Raw genomic sequence first — 19,161 nt, forward strand, 5'->3', positions numbered from 1 at the left:
TAAATATAGAAATTCTATATGCTTTCAAGCAATCATAAAAAACATAAACTACAAAAAGGTGGTTCTTATGTATATACAGTGGGTGATATAAATGAAAAAACAAACACATGTAAGTATTCTTATAAGCATTTCATTGTTGTATATAGCTATTCATTACGTATCAATGTCCTTTTTATATGAGTACGCACTCCCATTTCAAATATTAACTGGAATAAGTACCATATTAATTGATATTACAATTTGCAGTTATATATTTTATTTTTCAAATATAAAACAAGGGTTATCTCGTTTGTTTTGGATAACATTAACTATCGGATCCTTCTCTTATTTCATCGGCGATATAGTAGTTGCTTATCAACGCTTAATTCTGCATGACTACTATACATTCGTTGATCCATCAGACTTTTTTTACTTATTATTTTTAATTAGCTTTGCATTTGCCTTTCTATATGAAATTATTTATGGCCGAGATTTATTGGAACAGCTTTTTACGATATGTGATATTTGTATTATTGTTACTGCTCAATTTACTTTAAGCTACTATTTACTTATTGAAAGAACCATTCATATTTTTACAACATCATATATCGACATGTTTGTTCAACTCACGTATCCAATGGCTGATCTACTCTTTCTTTTAATAGGAATCAACCTTTTATTCAGACCATTATCCTTACTACCAAAGCAAGTTGGTGCTCTTCTTGGCAGTGCTTTAATTTTGTATGCTACTACGGATTCTATTTATGCTTATATAAAATACTTCCAGCCTGAGCACTCTATGTTCACAGTTGCTCCATTATATCAAGTAACCTTATTATTGGTAGCAATCGCTTGTATACTTCACACAAAAGAGCCCGAAAAACAAGAACAAATATTACTAACGCCTCAATTTGGTGAATCAATCCGATTATCATTACCGTATATTTCTGTCGTGATGCTTATTGTTTTTATATTGGTCGAAAATGTTTTTGCACCTATCGTAGTAATTGGACTTATGGTAACTTTCGCCTTCGTTCTCATACGCCATACGTTAGTTCGAAGACAAAATAAAATATTATTGCTAGCACAAATGCAATTCAGCTTAGAACTCGAGAAACAAATCGAACTACGTACAGAAGATTTAGTAGAACAAAAAAATGAGTTATATCATAACCAACAAATGTTTAAATCTTTATATGAGCATCATCCAGATCCAATTTTCACATTAGATTTGTACGGTAATTTTCTCAATGTGAACAACGCTGGAACTACTTTACTCGGTTATCAAACGAATGAATTATTAAACCAACCATACTATTCACTTATGTATGAAGAAGATTTAGAAGAAATCATTACTGCCTTTCATCACGTGAAAAAAGGGAAATCTATTTCTTTAGAAATACGGGCATATCATAAAAATAGAGATATTTACTACTTACATGTTACAGCTGTTCCCATCTTTTTAAAGGAACATATTTCTGGGGCCTATTTAATGATTAAAGATATTACAGAAAGCAAGCAGCAACAAGAGCAAATTAATTTCCTAGCATATCACGATACTTTAACGGAACTTGCGAATCGCCGTTCATTTCATCAACAGTTAGAAAAGGCAATTGCACGAGCAAAAATATCGAAAAGACCTTTTGCTGTTATGTTTCTCGATTTAGACCGTTTTAAAGTTATTAACGATACTCTCGGTCACCGGGTAGGAGATCTTCTTTTAATTGCTGTAGCAAAAAGACTAGAACGAATATCGACGTCAAATATGAAACTTGCTCGGTTAGCTGGGGATGAGTTCACAATTCTTATAGAAGATTATAAAGAAGATAGAGATGTACAAAAAATAGCTGATATGATTGTACTATCTATGAATGAGCCATTCGAAATTGAAAATCAACATTTACAAATCTCGCCAAGTATCGGGATTGCAATATACCCAGAAGCAGGCGAAGATCCGTTATCTATTTTACAACATGCTGATATGGCCATGTACGAAACCAAAAATAAAGGAAAGAATGGTAGCTCACTTTATACGAAAGAGTTATATAAAAAAATGGAGCGAAAAGCTCGAATTGAAAAAGATTTACCACTTGCTTTAGTAAATAAAGAATTCTTTCTCGTCTATCAACCACAAGTTGACATTACAACGAATAAAATCATCGGTGCCGAAGCTTTAATCCGTTGGAAACATCCACTATTAGGTGACATTTCACCATGTGAGTTCATTCCAATTGTGGAAGAGACTCCGCAGGTCATCCCACTTGGGCATTGGGTGCTACGAGAGTCTTGTCGTCAACTAAAAATATGGCAAAGTTTTGGATACACAAACTTAAAAATGAGTGTCAATTTATCAGCGAAAGAATTTCAACAAAATCAATTAATCGAAAATATTTCACAAATACTAAAGGACGTTAAAATTGACCCGAAAGATGTAACACTTGAACTAACAGAACGAATTGCGATGATTGATGAAAAAGAAACATTATCGAGACTAAAGCAATTAAAAGAATATGGTATTCAAACGTCCATTGATGACTTCGGTACCGGCTACTCTTCTCTTGCTTATTTATCAATTTTCCCTATCGATACATTAAAAGTACCAAAAGAATTTACACAACTAGCCGATCATCGGCCTGAAGAAAGGGCCATCGTTTCCACTATCCTTTCCCTTGCAAATACTTTAAATCTCTCTGTCGTTGCTGAAGGAATTGAAACAGAAAAACAGCTTAAATTTCTGCAAAAAAACAACTGTAAATACATGCAAGGTTACTATTTCAGTAAACCTCTAACAAGTAAACAGTTTATAAAATTCCTACAAAAAACACCCAGTATGAACCAATAGTTCACACTGGGTGTTTTTTAAAGTGTCGGAATTCTTTTTTCGTAATATTCTTCTGCAATCTCTTCGTAAAAAGCTGCTTTTGTTGTATAAAAATATGGAGTTAACCATAAGAATCCAATTCCTAATGTAATCACGCTTAATATAAACCAACCAATAAAACTTAAACATAAAATGAAATACTCCATTTTATGTCCAGCCATCATATGACGGCTTTCTGTAATAGCTTGGTTCAATGAGTACTCAGGATGATCATTTAAAACATAATACGTCATCGCATAAGAAAATGATTTAATAATGCCTGGAATAATAAAAAGCAAGAACCATAAAAAAATATAAACATTTACTAGTATATATACTAAAAATGACTTTAGAAACTTTGTACCTTCTGTAAACCAGCTGAATAGATGCCCAATACGAACTTCTTTTTCCCGAATTATATGTAGCGCTAAACAATAGCCACCTAGCGTTAATGGACCCACTATAAAAATTGTAATAATCTCTATCGAAAGCGAACTATTCCATTCTCCCCAGTTCCATACTTGCGAAAAAATAAATTTAATACTAACACTAAAAGCTGACGTAAGAATCCAAATAAGTAATGTAGCCCCTACACCTAATCCCCATTTCCCTTCCAGTGAATCTAGCGCTTCTCCTTTTAAATCACTAATCATAATTAGCCTCCAATACGTAACAATTCTATTAGTATAGCACGTCCCTACTGCAATTCACCTTTTGCAATATAGCGATAAAAGTGCGCTGTCGTTGTACCTACATATGGACTAAGCCAAAGAAATCCTATTCCAAGAGTAAGAATTGCTAAAATAGCCCATCCTATGAAGCTAAGCCATAAAAGAAATAAATCTAGTTTATGCCCCTTCATAAAGTTCTTACTTTCTTTCATCGCCTGTGAAACGCTATAATCTGGATTTTCAACCATAACATAATACGTCATCGCATAAGAAAAATACATCACAATCATTACAACAATCGAAATAGCTAATAGTACAAAGAAAGCAATCGTTAATGATACATTCCCTTCCTCACCAAAAAATGCGAATACACCTAGTAACAACATCGGAATCCACGTACCTGTATATAACAAAATCGCAAGCATAGCCCACATTGTTTTCATCATTCTTTTAAAGCCACGAAATCCTTCAAATAAATAATCTACTCTAGCATCTTCTCGTTTACTAATTTGTAGCAACACATTCGTATAACCGTATGATGTAATACCATAAGATGCATTACTCAAAATGATCATTATGCAATAAAAAATTCCAAATGTAATACCTGCACCGAATGATATTGCTTCCTCTTCAATTGAACCCGCTAAACCAACAACTAAGAAAAATATAATAATTCCTGGAATTAAAAGTATAAGCATTGCAGCCATTGAAACAACATAACTTAAAATAATATGTAAAATCGTTGATCCAACACCTAGTCCCCATTTTCCTTTTAAAGAGTACAATGCTTCTCGTTTCATTTCACCGATCATTTGTTCATCTCCTTTATGAAATATAAATTGTTATATATTCTCTACTTATACAAACAACAATATAATTATACCAATTTTGTCAGTTCATTCTATCTAATAAATTGAGTTTCAGTTTCGACATTTAAATAAAACACAGCTATGCATAACAAAAAGATAACCTGCAGTTCTTTTTATTTCTCGATTTTCACTTGGCATCGGGCAGAAAAAGGCTCTGACCGCTTCTATGCATGGTTGGATGCTCTCTCCTACCTAAAAAAGAGGCGTTTTTTTCCTCTTTTAATTTATATCCATAACAAAAAATCCGTAAGGGTCAGAGCCCTTACGGATTTTTTTACTTCATATCAGAAACGTTTAAACGGTTCACAGCACGCTGCAAGGCCATTTCTGCACGTCTAAAGTCAACATGTGCTTGTTTATCTTGCATACGTTGCTCAGCGCGACGTTTCGATTCATTTGCACGATGGATATCGATATGGTTTGCTTCTTCAGCAGATGATGATAATACAGTTACTTTATCTGGACGAACTTCGATAAAGCCACCGCTTACTGCTACATAATCAGTGTGCCCACCATTTTTCAGACGAACTGCACTAATTTTTAACGGTGCAACAGTTGGAATGTGACCTGGTAAGATCCCCATTTCCCCACTCTCTGCTTTTACGCTTACCATTTCTACTTCTTTTTCGTAAACCGGTCCATCAGGAGTTACAATACTGACTGGAAATGTCTTCATAATTCGTCCCTCCTAAGGCCTTACGCCATCATTTTCTTCGCGTTTTCAATAACTTCTTCAATGCTACCAACAAGACGGAATGCATCTTCTGGAAGGTCATCATATTTTCCTTCTAGAATTTCTTTGAAGCCACTAACTGTATTTTTCACAGGTACGTAAGAACCTTTTTGACCTGTGAACTGCTCAGCTACGTGGAAGTTTTGAGATAAGAAGAATTGAATACGACGAGCACGATGCACAACTAACTTATCTTCTTCAGATAACTCATCCATACCTAAGATAGCGATGATATCTTGAAGCTCTTTATAACGCTGTAAAGTTTGCTGTACTTGACGAGCTACTTCATAATGCTCTTCTCCTACGATTTCTGGAGAAAGTGCACGAGACGTAGATGCTAATGGATCTACGGCTGGGTAAATACCCATTTGTGTTAAACGACGCTCTAAGTTTGTTGTTGCATCTAAGTGAGCGAACGTTGTAGCTGGTGCTGGGTCAGTATAGTCATCGGCTGGTACGTATACCGCTTGGATAGACGTGATAGACCCTTTATTTGTAGATGTAATACGCTCTTGTAATTGACCCATTTCTGTTGCAAGTGTTGGTTGGTAACCTACCGCAGATGGCATACGACCAAGAAGGGCAGATACTTCAGAACCTGCTTGCGTGAAACGGAAGATGTTATCGATGAACAATAGTACGTCTTGTCCTTGCTCATCACGGAAATGTTCAGCCATTGTTAAACCTGTTAATGCAACACGTTGACGTGCTCCAGGTGGCTCGTTCATTTGTCCAAATACCATCGCAGTTTTCTTAATTACGCCAGAATCGCTCATTTCGTGGTATAAGTCATTACCCTCACGAGTACGCTCACCTACACCAGCGAATACAGAGATACCACCGTGCTCTTGTGCGATGTTGTTAATTAATTCCTGAATTAATACCGTTTTACCTACACCGGCACCACCGAATAGACCGATCTTACCACCCTTAATGTAAGGAGCAAGTAAATCTACTACTTTAATACCAGTTTCAAGAATTTCTATTCTTGTAGATAGTTCTTCGAATGCAGGTGCTTGACGGTGAATTGGATCACGACGTACATCCGCAGGAACATCACCATCTAAGTCAATTGCATCACCTAATACGTTGAATACGCGACCAAGTGTTACATCACCAACTGGTACAGAGATTGCTTTACCAGTATCTTCTACTTCTGTGCCACGAACAAGTCCATCTGTGGAAGACATCGCAACTGTACGAACTGTGTCATCACCTAAATGAAGTGCAACTTCAAATGTTAAGTTGATGCTTGCTCCGTTTTCATTGCTTTGTTTTACCGTAAGGGCGTTGTAGATTGCTGGTAGCTTTCCGCCATCAAACTTAACGTCTACAACCGGACCCATGATTTGCGTAACGCGCCCTTTATTCATCGGGTTCCCTCCTAGCTTTCTTTTAATTAGCCAGCTTTCTAAGAGAAGTCGGCTTTTAATTTTTTATTACTATTCTAACGCTGCTGCTCCACCAACGATTTCCGTAATTTCTTGCGTAATCGCTGCTTGACGCGCACGGTTGAATGAAAGTGTAAGTGAATCGATAACTTCCATTGCGTTGTCTGTAGCACTCTTCATTGCTGTCATACGCGCCGCGTGCTCACTTGCTTTACCGTCTAGTAATGCACCGTACACTAAGCTTTCTGCGTATTGTGGCAATAATACTTTTAAAATTTCTTCTTCAGAAGGTTCGAATTCATAAGCTGTCGTCGGTTTATTAGACGCCACATCCGTAAGCGGTAAAATTTTATTTTCCGTTACTTCTTGTGAAATTTTACTTACATAATGGTTGTAGTAAATGTACAGCTCATCATAAGCACCGTCTGCGAACATCGCAATTGCTCGAGAAGCAAGATCTTTAATATCAGTAAATGATGGGTGGTCAGATAATCCAACTACTTCATCAATGATGTTAAAGCCGCGACGTTTTAAATAATCACGTCCTAGTCGTCCAAGCACAATAATTGAATATTGGTTTGAATCCATATTATGACGTTCACGAACTACGTTACTTACTGTACGTAATACGTTACTGTTATAACCACCTGCTAGTCCGCGATCAGATGTAATAACGATGTATCCTGTACGCTTTACAGGACGCGCATTTAGCATTGGATGATTAATTCCTTTACTTCCTTGCGCAATGCTCGCTACTACTTCTTGAATCTTTTCCATATACGGAACGAAAGATTTAGCATTTTGCTCTGCACGGTTTAACTTAGATGCAGATACCATCTCCATCGCTTTCGTAATTTGACTCGTTTTCTTTGTCGAGGTAATCTTCGCTTTTATATCGCGTAAAGATGCCACAGGTTTTCACCACCTTTTTTCCGGAAGTTGGCACGATTAGTAAGAATCCTCTTTCTAATCTACGTTGCAAGATATTCTTGCTCATGATTGAAGGAAAAGAATAGGTGCACCTACTCTTTTCCTTTACATAACCGTCAGCAATCTCAAAAGCTGAGATGCCTTTATATGATCTAGCTAAGCCACAGTCGGCTTCACTTTTTATTATTATTCAGAAGCTACGAATACTTTTTTAAATCCGTTAATTGCTGCTGCAAACTTGTCGTCATCCGCAAGTTTCTTAGTTGTGCGGATTTCTTCTAATAAGTCAGTTGCATTTGAATCTAACCAAGCATGGAATTCTTCTTCGAAACGAGTGATATCTGCTACTGGGATATCATCTAGGAATCCACGTGTTAAAGCGTAAAGAATGATAACTTGTTTCTCTACACGTAACGGTTTGTGTAATCCTTGTTTTAATACCTCAACTGTACGAGCACCACGGTTTAATTTCGCTTGTGTTGCTTTATCAAGGTCAGAACCGAACTGAGCGAACGCTTCTAACTCACGGTAAGATGCAAGGTCAAGACGAAGTGTACCTGATACTTTACTCATTGCTTTAATCTGAGCAGATCCACCAACACGAGATACAGAAGTACCCGCATCGATCGCTGGACGTACGCCAGAGAAGAATAGGTCAGATTGTAAGAAGATTTGTCCATCCGTAATCGAAATTACGTTTGTTGGGATGTAAGCTGATACGTCCCCTGCTTGTGTTTCGATGAAAGGTAGTGCAGTTAAAGAACCGCCGCCTCTTGCATCACTTAATTTTGCTGCACGCTCTAATAAGCGAGAATGTAAGTAGAATACATCCCCTGGATATGCTTCACGACCTGGAGGACGACGTAATAGTAATGAAAGCTCACGGTAAGCCGCTGCTTGTTTTGATAAGTCATCATATACTACTAATACGTGTTTACCATTGTACATGAACTCTTCACCCATTGTTACACCAGCATAAGCAGCTAGGTATAATAATGGAGCTGGTTGAGAAGCTGATGCAGTTACAACGATTGTGTAATCTAATGCACCGTGCTTACGTAGTGTTTCTACTACGTTACGTACTGTTGATTCTTTTTGTCCGATAGCTACATAGATACAAATCATATCTTCATCTTTTTGGTTAATGATTGTATCAAGTGCAACTGCTGTTTTACCTGTTTGGCGGTCACCGATGATTAACTCACGTTGACCACGGCCAATTGGTACAAGAGCATCGATCGCTTTAATACCTGTTTGAAGTGGTTCATGAACAGATTTACGATCCATTACACCTGGTGCTGGACTTTCGATTGGACGAGTGTTTTTTGTATTGATTGGGCCTAAACCATCAACTGGTTGACCTAATGGGTTTACAACACGACCGATTAGTTCTTTTCCTACTGGTACTTGCATGATGCGACCAGTACGACGAACTTCGTCACCTTCACGGATTTCTGTGTAAGGTCCTAAAATAATGATACCTACGTTGTTTTCCTCTAAGTTTTGTGCTAGTCCCATAACGCCGTTAGAGAACTCTACAAGTTCACCAGCCATAACGTTATCAAGACCATGAGCACGCGCAATACCGTCACCGACTTGGATAACTGTACCAACATCACTAACTTCGATTTCAGACTGATAGTTCTCGATTTGTTGCTTTATCAGTGCGCTAATTTCTTCAGCTCTGATGCTCATGTGCTTCACCCCTATCTATTCTTCATTAATTCACGCTGAATACGTGCTAATTTTCCTTGTAAGCTTCCGTCGTAAATGCGATTTCCAATACGTACTTTAATGCCGCCTAGTAAATCTTCATCCACAACATTTTTCACGCGAATTGCATCTTTTCCTGTTTTTTTTGCAAATGCTTCTGCAATGTTAAGTTTTTCTTCTTCCGATAGAAGACGAATAGAATATACAGTTGCATCCGCTACGTTACGTTCTTCATTAGCAAGAACAACATATTCATTTGCAATTTCAGGTAGGATATCAATACGCTTGTTATCAATTAAAATATATAACGTATTTAAAATAGATTCAGAAACAGATGCGAATACGTTTGCAAGAAACGTTTTCTTCTGCTCTTTTGAAATGTTCGGTTGCGTTAAAAAGCTATGTAGTTCTCCGTTCTTTGTAAAAACGTTTTGTACAAGGCGTAATTCCTCTTCAAACATTTCTAATACGTGTTTTTCTTTTGCAATTTTAAAAAGAGCGACAGCATAACGTTTTGCTACAATCCCATTGCTCATCGCGCTTCTCCTACTTCTTTAATATAATCGCGAATTAACTTCACTTGATCTTCTTCTTTTAATTCTTTTTCAATTACTTTAGAAGCAATATGAACAGATAAAGAAGCAACTTGTTCTTGTAAAGCAGCAATCGCTTGCTCTTTTTCGCGTTGAATTTCTTGTACAGCAGATGTTTTAATTGATTCTGCTTCTTCTTTCGCAGCAGCAACAATAACATCCTTTTGATCTACAGCTTGTTTCTTCGCTCTTTCGATTAACTCTTGTGCTTCAACACGCGATTGTTTTAACATTTCACGTTGTTCTTCTACTAATTTCTTCGCTTCAGCATTACTTCTTTCTGCAGCGTCGATTTCATTAGTAACATGCTCTTCACGTTCTTTCATAATTCCCATTAAAGGACCCCACGCGAATTTGCGTAGCATTACTAATAGAAGTAAGAAAATGAACAATGTATAAGCAATCGTTCCAAATGGAATGGAAGCCCCTAATAATAAAGTTGGCACAAGGATTCACTCCCTTCAAAATATCTAAATTGATCATATGAAAAAAAAAGACATACGTTTCGTTCATAAAGCAATGGCGAAGAAAGTTCGGAAAAACACTCTTCGCCATCTATGTAAGGGGAGTCTCCCTTATTTGTTCATTACGATGAAAGCAATAACTACACCGATAATTGGAAGTGCCTCAACTAATGCAACCCCGATGAACATAATTGTTTGAAGTGCGCCTTTTAATTCTGGTTGACGAGCAACACCTTCGATTGTACGTGATACGATAAGACCGTTACCAATACCTGCACCTAATGCTGATAAACCAATTGCAATTGCAGCTGCGATTACACCTAAACTCATTTAATTTGTCCTCCTTTGTATTATAAAAAAATAAATTTTTTCTTACTTAAATTATATTAATGGTCATGACTTACTTTATGAGCCATATAAACCATCGTTAACATTACGAAAATAAATGACTGGATTGAACCAACGAATACGCTGAATCCCATCCATGCTAACATCGGTACAAGTGCACCTAATGCTCCTAAGAATGATGCCCCGCCTAACTTAGCAAGTAATCCTAATAAGATTTCACCTGCGTAAATGTTACCAAATAAACGAAGACCTAACGTTAATGTGTTAGCAAACTCCTCAATAACCTTTAATGGGAATAAGAATTTCATAGGTTGGAAATAACCTTTAACATATTCTTTCGTACCCTTCATCTTAATTCCATAATAATGGGTGAGGGTAACTACCATCACGGCTAATGTTAATGCAACTGCTGGATCAGACGTTGGTGATCTCCACCATGCAATATGTTCGCCAGCCTCAACTGTTGAATACATGAATGGTAAACCAAGGAAGTTCGATACGATGATAAACATGATGAGCGTAACGCCAAGCGTTAAGAAACGTCCACCTGTTTTCCAATCCATCGTACTATTGATAATCCCTTTCACGAAGTCAAACACCCATTCCATGAAATTTTGCATCCCGGTTGGGCGAAGCGCTAAGCTGCGAGTTCCGATAACAGCGATTAAGAAAACAATAACTGCTGCTACAGTAACCATCATAACTGATGACAAATCGAACGTTAAACCTAGAAATTCAACTAATTTACCGTGTTCCACTAGTAATTCACCTCTCTTCCCTGCTCGTATACTCTAAATAAAGAAAATCTATGATCATGACAAGGTATCCTGTCAGCAATCCTACACCTAAGCCCCACATCGCAATTAACTCTTGATATTTGGCTGCAAATAAAATTAATAACCCAATCGTGGCGAATCTTGAATATGTACTTACCGCTGTCGCCTTAAACTTCACGTTTTCTCCATTTGTTACGCGATCTAATAGCTTGTCTGTTCTACGTGCAATGATGCGCAAACTAAGAAAACTGAAAATCGTTCCGATAATCAGTCCAAGAAATACATCCTTGTAAGAGGTAATTCCCCATCCTAGCACTAGAAGCGCAAGCAAGTAGTACATATATTTCTTTTGTCGTTGGACAAGTCCATGTACGTCTATCATCATTGCTCTCCCGAATAGTAATGTTGAATGAGTCGAATCATTGCGTATACCCCTGTTCCTAACCCGAGTAATAACCCTATAATAAGAAACAACGGAAACGTTCCAACCTTATTATCAATCCATTGCCCACCAAAGATTCCAATAAGAATAGAACCAACTAACTGAGCAAGTATTCCTGACATTAAAGCATACGCTTTTATATGGCTGCGATCGTTTTTTTGCAAGGATTCATCCCTCCAATATGTAACCCTCATTCACGATGTGTTAATAATAACTCATTTTTCTGCATAAATTCTATACAAAATAAAAAGTTTACATTTTCGTCACGGAATAGATGCATTTTTGTCACTGAAAGCCCTACCATCTATCCCCGTTGTTAGCATACAATAGGGTATTAACAGTGTCAACGAGAAATCGTAAAAAATCAAAAAATTTGAGTATTAGGCATTTCCTCCCAAAAATGAAAACGTTCCCCTTCTAAATACTGGTTAGAGATATGCAATTTCTAACAGTTTTCTCTTTATAATAGAAGAAAATGTTCACAAGTTTGTCACTATTATATTTTTAAGATATAGCGCTTTCCTTCCATAATATAGTGTCCCCGAGACGTAAGACTTCTATATTATATGTGATGTGTATATAACTTATGTTGTATATACCCTGTATATTTATCTCCCCCTCCCCCGTGCGCTGAGGGCGAAAAAAAAACGAGCGGGGAATCCCCCTCTCGTCTGTTGTCTTACTTCGTTCCGAATAAACGGTCACCAGCATCACCAAGACCTGGAACTACATAACCATGGTCATTTAACTTCTCATCTAATGCCGCTACATAAATATCAACATCAGGATGCTCTTCCTGCACTACTTTTACTCCTTCTGGAGCAGCTACGATACACATTAATTTAATTTGCTTTGCACCGCGCTTTTTCAGAGAATTAATTGCTTCAGCCGCAGAACCACCTGTTGCTAGCATCGGATCTAGTACGATAAAGTCACGCTCTTCTACATCCGTTGGAAGTTTCACATAGTATTCTACCGGTTGCAATGTTTCAGGGTCACGGTATAAACCAACGTGTCCTACTTTTGCTGCTGGAATTAATTTCAGAATTCCATCAACCATTCCTAAACCTGCACGTAAAATCGGAATTAAACCAAGTTTTTTACCAGCGATCACTTTTGTTGTCGCTTTGCTTACAGGTGTTTCAATTTCAATGTCTTCAAGTGGAAGGTCACGAGTAATCTCGAAAGCCATTAAGCTTGCTACTTCGTCCACTAATTCACGAAAATCTTTCGTACCTGTATTCTTATCGCGAATATATGTAATCTTATGTTGAATTAACGGGTGATCAAATACATACAGTTTTCCCATGTGAATCTCTCCTTTAGATGATATTCATGCGTTTACACGCTTCTTTACACTATTTACGATTGTAAAGAAAACGCTACTAATATTCAAGGGCAAATTTGGTAAAATCATGATTTTACGATGAATCTATCTAGTATCTTTACCAATTATGGGAGCTGTATCCTTCATTATATCGCCAAAATTTATTCATCATTTGTATACATACTTTAAAAATAATATATGTCCACAAAAAAAGACTACTAAAACAATTACGTTTCAGCAGTCTTTTTTAATCTATTATAGATTTGTATACATTGGGAATTTGCTCGTTAACGCTTCTACACGTTTGCGCGCTTCTTCTAGTTCAGCTTCATTCTCATGATTTTTTAATGTATGAGCAATAATTGCTGCAATCTCATCCATTTCTTCTAAACCGAAATCACGTGATGTTACCGCCGCTGTACCGATACGTACACCGCTTGTTACAAATGGGCTTGCTGTTTCAAATGGAATCGTATTTTTATTCACTGTAATACCAACTTCATCTAATACGTGCTCTGCTACTTTACCTGTAATTTCCAAGTTACGAACATCAATTAAGATTAAATGATTGTCTGTTCCACCAGAAACAAGTGTAAGTCCTTCCTTTTGAAGGCCTTCAGCTAAACGATTCGCATTATTAATGATATTTTGTGCATATGTTTTAAACTCATCTTGTAGTGTCTCACCAAATGCAACAGCTTTTGCAGCAATTACATGCATAAGTGGGCCACCTTGAATACCAGGGAAGATTGATTTATCAATTTGTTTTGCAAATTGCTCTTCACATAAAATCATACCGCCACGTGGGCCGCGTAATGTTTTATGTGTTGTTGTTGTAACAAAATGTGCATGTGGTACTGGATTTGGATGTAAACCAGCTGCTACTAAACCGGCGATATGTGCCATATCAACCATTAAGTACGCGCCCACTTCATCTGCAATCTCACGGAATCGTTTGAAATCGATAACACGAGGATATGCACTTGCACCTGCAACGATTAATTTTGGTTTATGTTCTTTCGCTTTTGCTAATACATCATCGTAATTAATACGGTGAGATTCAGCATCCACGCCATATTCTACGAAATTATATTGTACTCCACTGAAGTTAACAGGGCTTCCGTGTGTTAAGTGACCACCATGAGATAAATTCATGCCAAGTACTGTATCGCCTTGCTCTAAAATCGTGAAGTATACTGCCATGTTCGCTTGTGCACCAGAATGTGGTTGAACATTTACATGCTCTGCGCCAAAAATTTCTTTCGCGCGATCACGTGCGATATCTTCTACTACGTCTACGTGTTCACAACCACCATAGTAACGTTTTCCAGGATATCCTTCAGCATACTTATTCGTTAGAACAGAACCTTGCGCCTCCATTACTGCTTCACTTACGAAGTTTTCCGAAGCAATTAACTCGATCTTTGAACGCTGTCTTCCTAGTTCTGCCTCAATTGCAGCAAATACCTTTTCATCTTGACGTTTTAAATGATTCACCAAAATCCCCCTTTTCTGAACGAATTACATCAATTCCCAATAGTTTTTTCTCATTTATTCAGAAAAAACGAAAATTCAGGTTGTAATTCTTTCGAACCTTCATGTTTTCAACTACATTCTAACATGACTTTCTATATCATAAAAGAAAAAAAAAGACCAAAATTGGTCTTTTCTTTCTTCTATTATAAGGTCAGACTACATACCTTTTACCTTTCGATATACAGCTGTTATAAGACTTTATAATTTTTCATGTTTAACGGCAAGGAATAGCTTCTTCATTTGCCGCATAAACGGCACGTGCTCCACCTATTAGTTTCCCACGTGTTTTCGCCATCGTTACATGCGCACTTCCTATTTCCTTCACACTTGTACGAACCGGTACAGCTACATGCTTTAAATGCATACCGATAAATGTATCGCCGATATCCATTCCTGCATCTGCTTTAATAAACTCAATTACTACCGGATCTTTAAAATTGTGATACGCATACGTCGCTAATGCACCACCTGCTGATCTAACAGGCGTAACTGTTACAATTTCAAATTGATATTTCATCGCTACATCTCTCTCAACTACTAAAGCACGATTTAAATGCTCACAACATTGAAACGCCAATTCAATACCCGTTCTCTCTTGAAATTGTTTTAACTCAGAAAAAATCGCCTCTGCCACTTCCATCGTTCCTGATGTTCCAATTCTTTCACCTAGCACTTCGCTCGTGCTACACCCCACTACAAAAATTTGACCACTTTGCAGCGTGGCTTGTTCTTGGAAATCAGAAAGCGACATTTGTAGCTGTTCTCTTACCTTTACGATTTCTGTCATTACGCCTCTTCCTTTCACAGGTTGGTTCACCAAATTATATTTCATACTACTTATAGTTAGAATCTATTACTTTGTTTCGTACGTTTTAATTTTTCCTACTCGGTTTTCGTGACGGCCACCTTCATAGTCAGTTGTTAGCCAAATTTTCGCGATATCACGCGCTAGACCAGCTCCAATTACACGCTCGCCCATCGCTAACATGTTAGTGTCATTATGCTCTCTCGTCGCTTTCGCACTGAAAGTATCATGAACTAATGCACAACGAATACCATTTACTTTGTTTGCTGCGATTGACATACCAATGCCTGTCCCGCAAACTAAAATACCACGATCCACTTCACCATTCGCGACCATTTCTGCTGCTGGAAACGCAAAATCAGGGTAATCAACAGAACCAGCTTCACATTCACAACCTAAATCAATATATTCAATATTTAACTCTTCTAATAAACTTACAAGTTCTTTACGGATATTCATACCGCCGTGATCAGATGCTACTACTACTTTCATTTTTACCCCTCCGAAGTTTCAATCAATTATCTTCATTTCACACTCGCTACCTTAATGGAACAAAGTGATCTCCAATATCGTATTATACACGAAACATCAACCTTCTGAATGTTTTTTCAGTAAAGTTTGTACAAGTTTTTCCATCTCCTCTAACGTTTCTTTATAAATAGAAAGCGATCCGCCAAATGGATCTGAAATATCCTTACTTACACCCTTAGTTAATCCATATAATGTATCCAATTTCTTTTCCACGCTCGGATAATACCCAAGTACAATTTGCTTATGGTTTTCCGTCATTGTTACTACAATATCCGCCCAATCAACCAAAGTATCGTTTACCTGCTGCGCGGCATGATCGATTACAATTCCTTTTTCAGCTAAAGCTTCCTTTGCATGTATCGACACATCGCTTCCAGGATAGGCGAAGACACCAGCAGATTGCACTTCAAATTTACCTTCTCCATAATGACGAAGCAAAGCCTCAGCCATCGGACTACGGCATGTATTTCCAGTGCAAACAAATAACACCCGTTTCATCTAAACCCACCCCTTTTTTTCTGTTTCCTACATTTATCCCGATTGGTGAAGGCTAATAATCAGCGGGGGATGAACACCCTCCGCTGATTAAAGTTTCACTTTATCATAGCGTACATTAGAATAGAACAAAAGAAATGTGAATATACGAAAGGCGCATTTCTCTTATATTTTTTCTAAGAAAAATGCGCCTTATCCACATATATGAAACCCTATTTCCAAGTGCCCAAAGTATTTTACCATACATAACGAACACACTACGAAACAAAATAAGGAATCCATTTCATATGAAACGGATTCCTTCTATCAAATAATTATTTCATTGTAACTTTCATTACTTCTGTTGAACCTTTTGTAGCTGTTACACCTACAGTTGTCTTAATAGACTCAGCTGCATCTGTGTTTGTAATAACGATTGGAGTAATTGTGCTTTTCGCTTTTTCACGAATTAATTCTAAGTCAAATGAGATTAATTTATCTCCAGCTTTTACAGCTTGTCCTTCAGAAACGTGAGCTTCGAAACCTTCACCTTCCATTTTTACAGTTTCTAATCCAACGTGGATTAAAATTTCTGTACCGTTTTTCGCTTTAATTCCAATAGCATGTTTCGTGTGGAATAATTGTACGATTTCACCATCAACTGGAGATACAACTACACCTTCAGTAGGATCGATCGCAACACCGTCACCCATCATACGACCAGCGAATACTGGATCTGGTACTTCTTCAATATTTTTCACTGCTCCAGTTAATGGAGCTACGATTGTTTCTTCATTTGTTTTTGAACCAAAACCGAATAATTTTTTAAACATAGGATAGTCCTCCTTATAATTTACCTAAAAGTTTATAGGGCAATCTCTATTCAAGATCGAAATACACGTAAGACTTCATACTTCGAATGTTATACTGTAAAAACGCTTTCGAAATAAATCATGTCATTACTACTAGACTCTTATTGTAGCGCCTCACAAAATTCCAGTCAATTCTGATTGTCTGAATAACAATAAGAAGTTAACTTCTACTTATATTTTCTCTTTTTTTCACTTACTTGTCTAGAGGTCTTTACTACATTTTATTTTTTTGTTGTTAATTTGTAAAATTAATTTCAAACTTTTTTCAAAATCCACTTGACTAAAGTAAGTAACTATTTTATTATTACTTACATAAGATAAGTTAATAACTTTTAGGAGGTTTTTTTAAATGATGGATATCGGTCTTCTTATTATTCGTCTTATTATAGGTATTACATTCATGGGTCATGGCGCTCAAAAATTATTCGGTTGGTTCGGCGGTTATGGCTTAAAAGGAACAGGTGGCTGGATGGAATCAATCGGGTTACGCCCTGGTGTATTCATGGCATTTATGGCTGGCGCAACTGAATTATTAGGTGGTTTCTTATTTGCAGCAGGTATTTTCACTGTAATTGGTTCATTATTTATCGTTGGAACAATGTTAATGGCAATCTTCACTGTTCACGGAAAAAATGGTTACTGGGTAACACAAGACGGATTTGAATATAATTTAATTTTAATCGCCGTTGCAGTTGGTGTAGCTTTAATCGGTCCTGGCGCATACGTTTTACTTTAATATTTATCTCTATTTCGAGATATTTACCAAAAAAGAGATTACTTCAAATTGAGGTAATCTCTTTTTCACATCATCAAAAAAATATTATTTTCAGCAGGAGATTCCCATTGATATCTTGTAAACAAACAATAAGTATTCATATTTAGAAAGGGGATTACAACATGTTATCCATTAATCCAAACGAACAAACCGAAAAAGATAATTACAAATTACTAACAGGAAGTATCATTCCACGTCCTGTTGCATTCGTTACTTCTGTAACTAAAGATGGTGTATTGAACGGTGCGCCCTATAGTTATTTCAATATCGTCGCTGCCAATCCACCACTTATCTCAGTTTCAGTACAACGCAAAGAAGGAAAACCGAAAGACACTTCCAGAAACGCAATAGAAAAAGGGGAATTTGTCGTACATATTTCTGATGAATCTTACGTAGAAGCGATCAACGAAACAGCAGCCAACCTCCCTCCTAATGAAAGTGAAATCGAATTAGCAAAACTAACACCGATTGACAGTGATGTCATTTCAGTACCAGGGGTTAAAGAAGCAAACATTCGAATGGAGTGCATATTAGAACGCGCTATCCCACTCGGCGGAACCGAAGACTCGCCAGCTTGTGACCTACTAATCGGCCGCGTCGTTCGCTTTCACGTCGCTGAACACTTATACGAAAACGGTCGAATTCACGCCGAAGAACTAAAACCAATAAGCCGCCTAGCAGGACACAACTATGCAAAACTAGGAGAACAATTTGAATTAGTGAGGCCTATCTAAAAGTGGAGGCGACTCGTTCAGCTCTGACCAGCTAAGGTTCTTTCGTCCTAAAGGCGCTTTTTTCCTTTCGGGCGGAAGGTTCTTAGATGCGAAGAGCTAGTCGCCCGAACTGGATATCACACCCTAAAGGCGGAAGCGGCTCGTTCAGAATGAGAGGGGGATGGAGCTCCTGACGTAGAGGCGCTTTTTGCCTCGCAGGAAGGCGCGAAGCCACCGACCATTCTAGCCGCTGGAGCTGGATACATTTAAAAGCGGAACCGACTGCCAAGACCCGGTGGCTAAGGTTCTTCCTCACAGAAGATGCTTTTTATCTTCTCGTGGGGAAGGTTCTTAGACTC

At 37.5% G+C, this 19,161-nt stretch carries 22 protein-coding genes; 3 read left to right on the forward strand and 19 right to left on the reverse strand.

Going from position 1 to position 19,161, the window contains the following annotated elements; all coding sequences use genetic code 11:
• Positions 1 to 91: 91 nt before the first annotated feature.
• The gene (locus tag QCI77_RS26860) at positions 92 to 2,821 is read left to right on the forward strand and encodes an EAL domain-containing protein (RefSeq protein ID WP_353825713.1); all 2,730 of its coding nucleotides are present in this window, start codon (positions 92 to 94) and stop codon (positions 2,819 to 2,821) included.
• A gap of 17 nt (positions 2,822 to 2,838) precedes the next feature.
• Here the strand turns inward: QCI77_RS26860 and QCI77_RS26865 are convergent, their stop codons facing one another.
• From QCI77_RS26865 to QCI77_RS26955, 19 genes are all read right to left on the reverse strand, one after another.
• Positions 2,839 to 3,492, reverse strand: coding sequence for a DUF975 family protein (locus QCI77_RS26865; protein ID WP_002191289.1), 654 nt, complete (start codon positions 3,490 to 3,492; stop codon positions 2,839 to 2,841).
• Positions 3,493 to 3,536: 44 nt separating this feature from the next.
• Entirely contained in the window at positions 3,537 to 4,322 is a 786-nt protein-coding gene (locus tag QCI77_RS26870; protein WP_113770396.1) for a DUF975 family protein, read from the reverse strand.
• A 331-nt stretch (positions 4,323 to 4,653) separates the two neighbouring features.
• The gene (gene atpC, locus QCI77_RS26875; protein WP_002016279.1) at positions 4,654 to 5,055 is read right to left on the reverse strand and encodes a F0F1 ATP synthase subunit epsilon; all 402 of its coding nucleotides are present in this window, start codon (positions 5,053 to 5,055) and stop codon (positions 4,654 to 4,656) included.
• A 20-nt stretch (positions 5,056 to 5,075) separates the two neighbouring features.
• Entirely contained in the window at positions 5,076 to 6,485 is a 1,410-nt protein-coding gene (atpD, locus tag QCI77_RS26880) for a F0F1 ATP synthase subunit beta (protein WP_002034913.1), read from the reverse strand.
• A 69-nt stretch (positions 6,486 to 6,554) separates the two neighbouring features.
• Positions 6,555 to 7,415, reverse strand: a complete 861-nt coding sequence (gene atpG, locus QCI77_RS26885) for a F0F1 ATP synthase subunit gamma (RefSeq protein ID WP_002034912.1) — start codon at positions 7,413 to 7,415, stop codon at positions 6,555 to 6,557.
• Positions 7,416 to 7,619: 204 nt separating this feature from the next.
• Complete coding sequence (atpA, locus tag QCI77_RS26890) at positions 7,620 to 9,128, reverse strand: F0F1 ATP synthase subunit alpha (RefSeq protein WP_353825716.1); 1,509 nt, start codon at positions 9,126 to 9,128, stop codon at positions 7,620 to 7,622.
• A gap of 11 nt (positions 9,129 to 9,139) precedes the next feature.
• On the reverse strand, positions 9,140 to 9,682 hold the full coding sequence (gene atpH / locus QCI77_RS26895) for a F0F1 ATP synthase subunit delta (protein ID WP_002130060.1): 543 nt from the start codon (positions 9,680 to 9,682) through the stop codon (positions 9,140 to 9,142).
• The gene (gene atpF, locus QCI77_RS26900) at positions 9,679 to 10,185 is read right to left on the reverse strand and encodes a F0F1 ATP synthase subunit B (RefSeq protein ID WP_002016287.1); all 507 of its coding nucleotides are present in this window, start codon (positions 10,183 to 10,185) and stop codon (positions 9,679 to 9,681) included. Before atpF ends, atpH begins: the two co-directional genes overlap by 4 nt.
• Before the next feature lie 129 nt (positions 10,186 to 10,314).
• Entirely contained in the window at positions 10,315 to 10,533 is a 219-nt protein-coding gene (gene atpE / locus QCI77_RS26905; RefSeq protein ID WP_000052064.1) for a F0F1 ATP synthase subunit C, read from the reverse strand.
• Positions 10,534 to 10,589: 56 nt separating this feature from the next.
• The gene (gene atpB / locus QCI77_RS26910; RefSeq protein WP_000399874.1) at positions 10,590 to 11,309 is read right to left on the reverse strand and encodes a F0F1 ATP synthase subunit A; all 720 of its coding nucleotides are present in this window, start codon (positions 11,307 to 11,309) and stop codon (positions 10,590 to 10,592) included.
• A 7-nt stretch (positions 11,310 to 11,316) separates the two neighbouring features.
• Positions 11,317 to 11,709 (reverse strand): ATP synthase subunit I, encoded by a 393-nt coding sequence (locus QCI77_RS26915; RefSeq protein WP_002016288.1) that lies wholly within the window; start codon positions 11,707 to 11,709, stop codon positions 11,317 to 11,319.
• The gene (locus QCI77_RS26920) at positions 11,709 to 11,933 is read right to left on the reverse strand and encodes an AtpZ/AtpI family protein (RefSeq protein WP_002089742.1); all 225 of its coding nucleotides are present in this window, start codon (positions 11,931 to 11,933) and stop codon (positions 11,709 to 11,711) included. Before QCI77_RS26920 ends, QCI77_RS26915 begins: the two co-directional genes overlap by 1 nt.
• 26 nt (positions 11,934 to 11,959) lie before the next feature.
• Positions 11,960 to 12,073, reverse strand: a complete 114-nt coding sequence (locus QCI77_RS26925) for a DUF4024 domain-containing protein (protein ID WP_000232963.1) — start codon at positions 12,071 to 12,073, stop codon at positions 11,960 to 11,962.
• A gap of 375 nt (positions 12,074 to 12,448) precedes the next feature.
• Positions 12,449 to 13,078 carry a uracil phosphoribosyltransferase gene (gene upp / locus QCI77_RS26930; protein WP_002034907.1) on the reverse strand — a complete coding sequence of 210 codons (630 nt, stop codon included), beginning with the start codon at positions 13,076 to 13,078 and terminating at the stop codon, positions 12,449 to 12,451.
• A gap of 273 nt (positions 13,079 to 13,351) precedes the next feature.
• Positions 13,352 to 14,593 carry a serine hydroxymethyltransferase gene (gene glyA / locus QCI77_RS26935; RefSeq protein ID WP_002034906.1) on the reverse strand — a complete coding sequence of 414 codons (1,242 nt, stop codon included), beginning with the start codon at positions 14,591 to 14,593 and terminating at the stop codon, positions 13,352 to 13,354.
• A gap of 253 nt (positions 14,594 to 14,846) precedes the next feature.
• Positions 14,847 to 15,419 carry a TIGR01440 family protein gene (locus tag QCI77_RS26940; RefSeq protein ID WP_002130064.1) on the reverse strand — a complete coding sequence of 191 codons (573 nt, stop codon included), beginning with the start codon at positions 15,417 to 15,419 and terminating at the stop codon, positions 14,847 to 14,849.
• 66 nt (positions 15,420 to 15,485) lie between these two features.
• Positions 15,486 to 15,929 (reverse strand): ribose 5-phosphate isomerase B, encoded by a 444-nt coding sequence (rpiB, locus tag QCI77_RS26945; RefSeq protein ID WP_000869917.1) that lies wholly within the window; start codon positions 15,927 to 15,929, stop codon positions 15,486 to 15,488.
• A 96-nt stretch (positions 15,930 to 16,025) separates the two neighbouring features.
• Complete coding sequence (locus QCI77_RS26950) at positions 16,026 to 16,466, reverse strand: low molecular weight protein arginine phosphatase (protein ID WP_088031721.1); 441 nt, start codon at positions 16,464 to 16,466, stop codon at positions 16,026 to 16,028.
• A 311-nt stretch (positions 16,467 to 16,777) separates the two neighbouring features.
• Positions 16,778 to 17,275, reverse strand: a complete 498-nt coding sequence (locus QCI77_RS26955) for a PTS sugar transporter subunit IIA (RefSeq protein ID WP_002016294.1) — start codon at positions 17,273 to 17,275, stop codon at positions 16,778 to 16,780.
• Positions 17,276 to 17,663: 388 nt separating this feature from the next.
• Here QCI77_RS26955 and QCI77_RS26960 point away from each other — a divergent pair, with 388 nt between their 5' ends.
• Together QCI77_RS26960 and QCI77_RS26965 are read left to right on the forward strand one after the other, a co-directional pair.
• Positions 17,664 to 18,050, forward strand: a complete 387-nt coding sequence (locus QCI77_RS26960) for a DoxX family protein (RefSeq protein WP_002113051.1) — start codon at positions 17,664 to 17,666, stop codon at positions 18,048 to 18,050.
• A 161-nt stretch (positions 18,051 to 18,211) separates the two neighbouring features.
• Positions 18,212 to 18,823: a flavin reductase family protein gene (locus tag QCI77_RS26965; RefSeq protein WP_002034901.1), complete on the forward strand. Its 612-nt coding sequence runs from the start codon at positions 18,212 to 18,214 to the stop codon at positions 18,821 to 18,823.
• The last annotated feature ends 338 nt before the right edge of the window (positions 18,824 to 19,161 follow it).

The sequence above is a fragment of the Bacillus cereus group sp. MG9 genome, assembly GCF_040459995.1.
Taxonomy (GTDB): Bacteria; Bacillota; Bacilli; order Bacillales; family Bacillaceae_G; genus Bacillus_A; species Bacillus_A mycoides.

Coding starts and splice junctions, on each gene's coding strand:
- QCI77_RS26860 (WP_353825713.1), top strand. CDS start 92: ATGAAAAAACAAACACATGTAAGTATTCTTATAAGCATTTCATTGTTG.
- QCI77_RS26865 (WP_002191289.1), bottom strand. CDS start 3,492: ATGATTAGTGATTTAAAAGGAGAAGCGCTAGATTCACTGGAAGGGAAA.
- QCI77_RS26870 (WP_113770396.1), bottom strand. CDS start 4,322: ATGATCGGTGAAATGAAACGAGAAGCATTGTACTCTTTAAAAGGAAAA.
- atpC (WP_002016279.1), bottom strand. CDS start 5,055: ATGAAGACATTTCCAGTCAGTATTGTAACTCCTGATGGACCGGTTTAC.
- atpD (WP_002034913.1), bottom strand. CDS start 6,485: ATGAATAAAGGGCGCGTTACGCAAATCATGGGTCCGGTTGTAGACGTT.
- atpA (WP_353825716.1), bottom strand. CDS start 9,128: ATGAGCATCAGAGCTGAAGAAATTAGCGCACTGATAAAGCAACAAATC.
- atpH (WP_002130060.1), bottom strand. CDS start 9,682: ATGAGCAATGGGATTGTAGCAAAACGTTATGCTGTCGCTCTTTTTAAA.
- atpE (WP_000052064.1), bottom strand. CDS start 10,533: ATGAGTTTAGGTGTAATCGCAGCTGCAATTGCAATTGGTTTATCAGCA.
- QCI77_RS26915 (WP_002016288.1), bottom strand. CDS start 11,709: ATGATAGACGTACATGGACTTGTCCAACGACAAAAGAAATATATGTAC.
- QCI77_RS26925 (WP_000232963.1), bottom strand. CDS start 12,073: ATGGTAGGGCTTTCAGTGACAAAAATGCATCTATTCCGTGACGAAAAT.
- upp (WP_002034907.1), bottom strand. CDS start 13,078: ATGGGAAAACTGTATGTATTTGATCACCCGTTAATTCAACATAAGATT.
- QCI77_RS26940 (WP_002130064.1), bottom strand. CDS start 15,419: ATGACAGAAATCGTAAAGGTAAGAGAACAGCTACAAATGTCGCTTTCT.
- rpiB (WP_000869917.1), bottom strand. CDS start 15,929: ATGAAAGTAGTAGTAGCATCTGATCACGGCGGTATGAATATCCGTAAA.
- QCI77_RS26950 (WP_088031721.1), bottom strand. CDS start 16,466: ATGAAACGGGTGTTATTTGTTTGCACTGGAAATACATGCCGTAGTCCG.
- QCI77_RS26955 (WP_002016294.1), bottom strand. CDS start 17,275: ATGTTTAAAAAATTATTCGGTTTTGGTTCAAAAACAAATGAAGAAACA.
- QCI77_RS26960 (WP_002113051.1), top strand. CDS start 17,664: ATGATGGATATCGGTCTTCTTATTATTCGTCTTATTATAGGTATTACA.
- QCI77_RS26965 (WP_002034901.1), top strand. CDS start 18,212: ATGTTATCCATTAATCCAAACGAACAAACCGAAAAAGATAATTACAAA.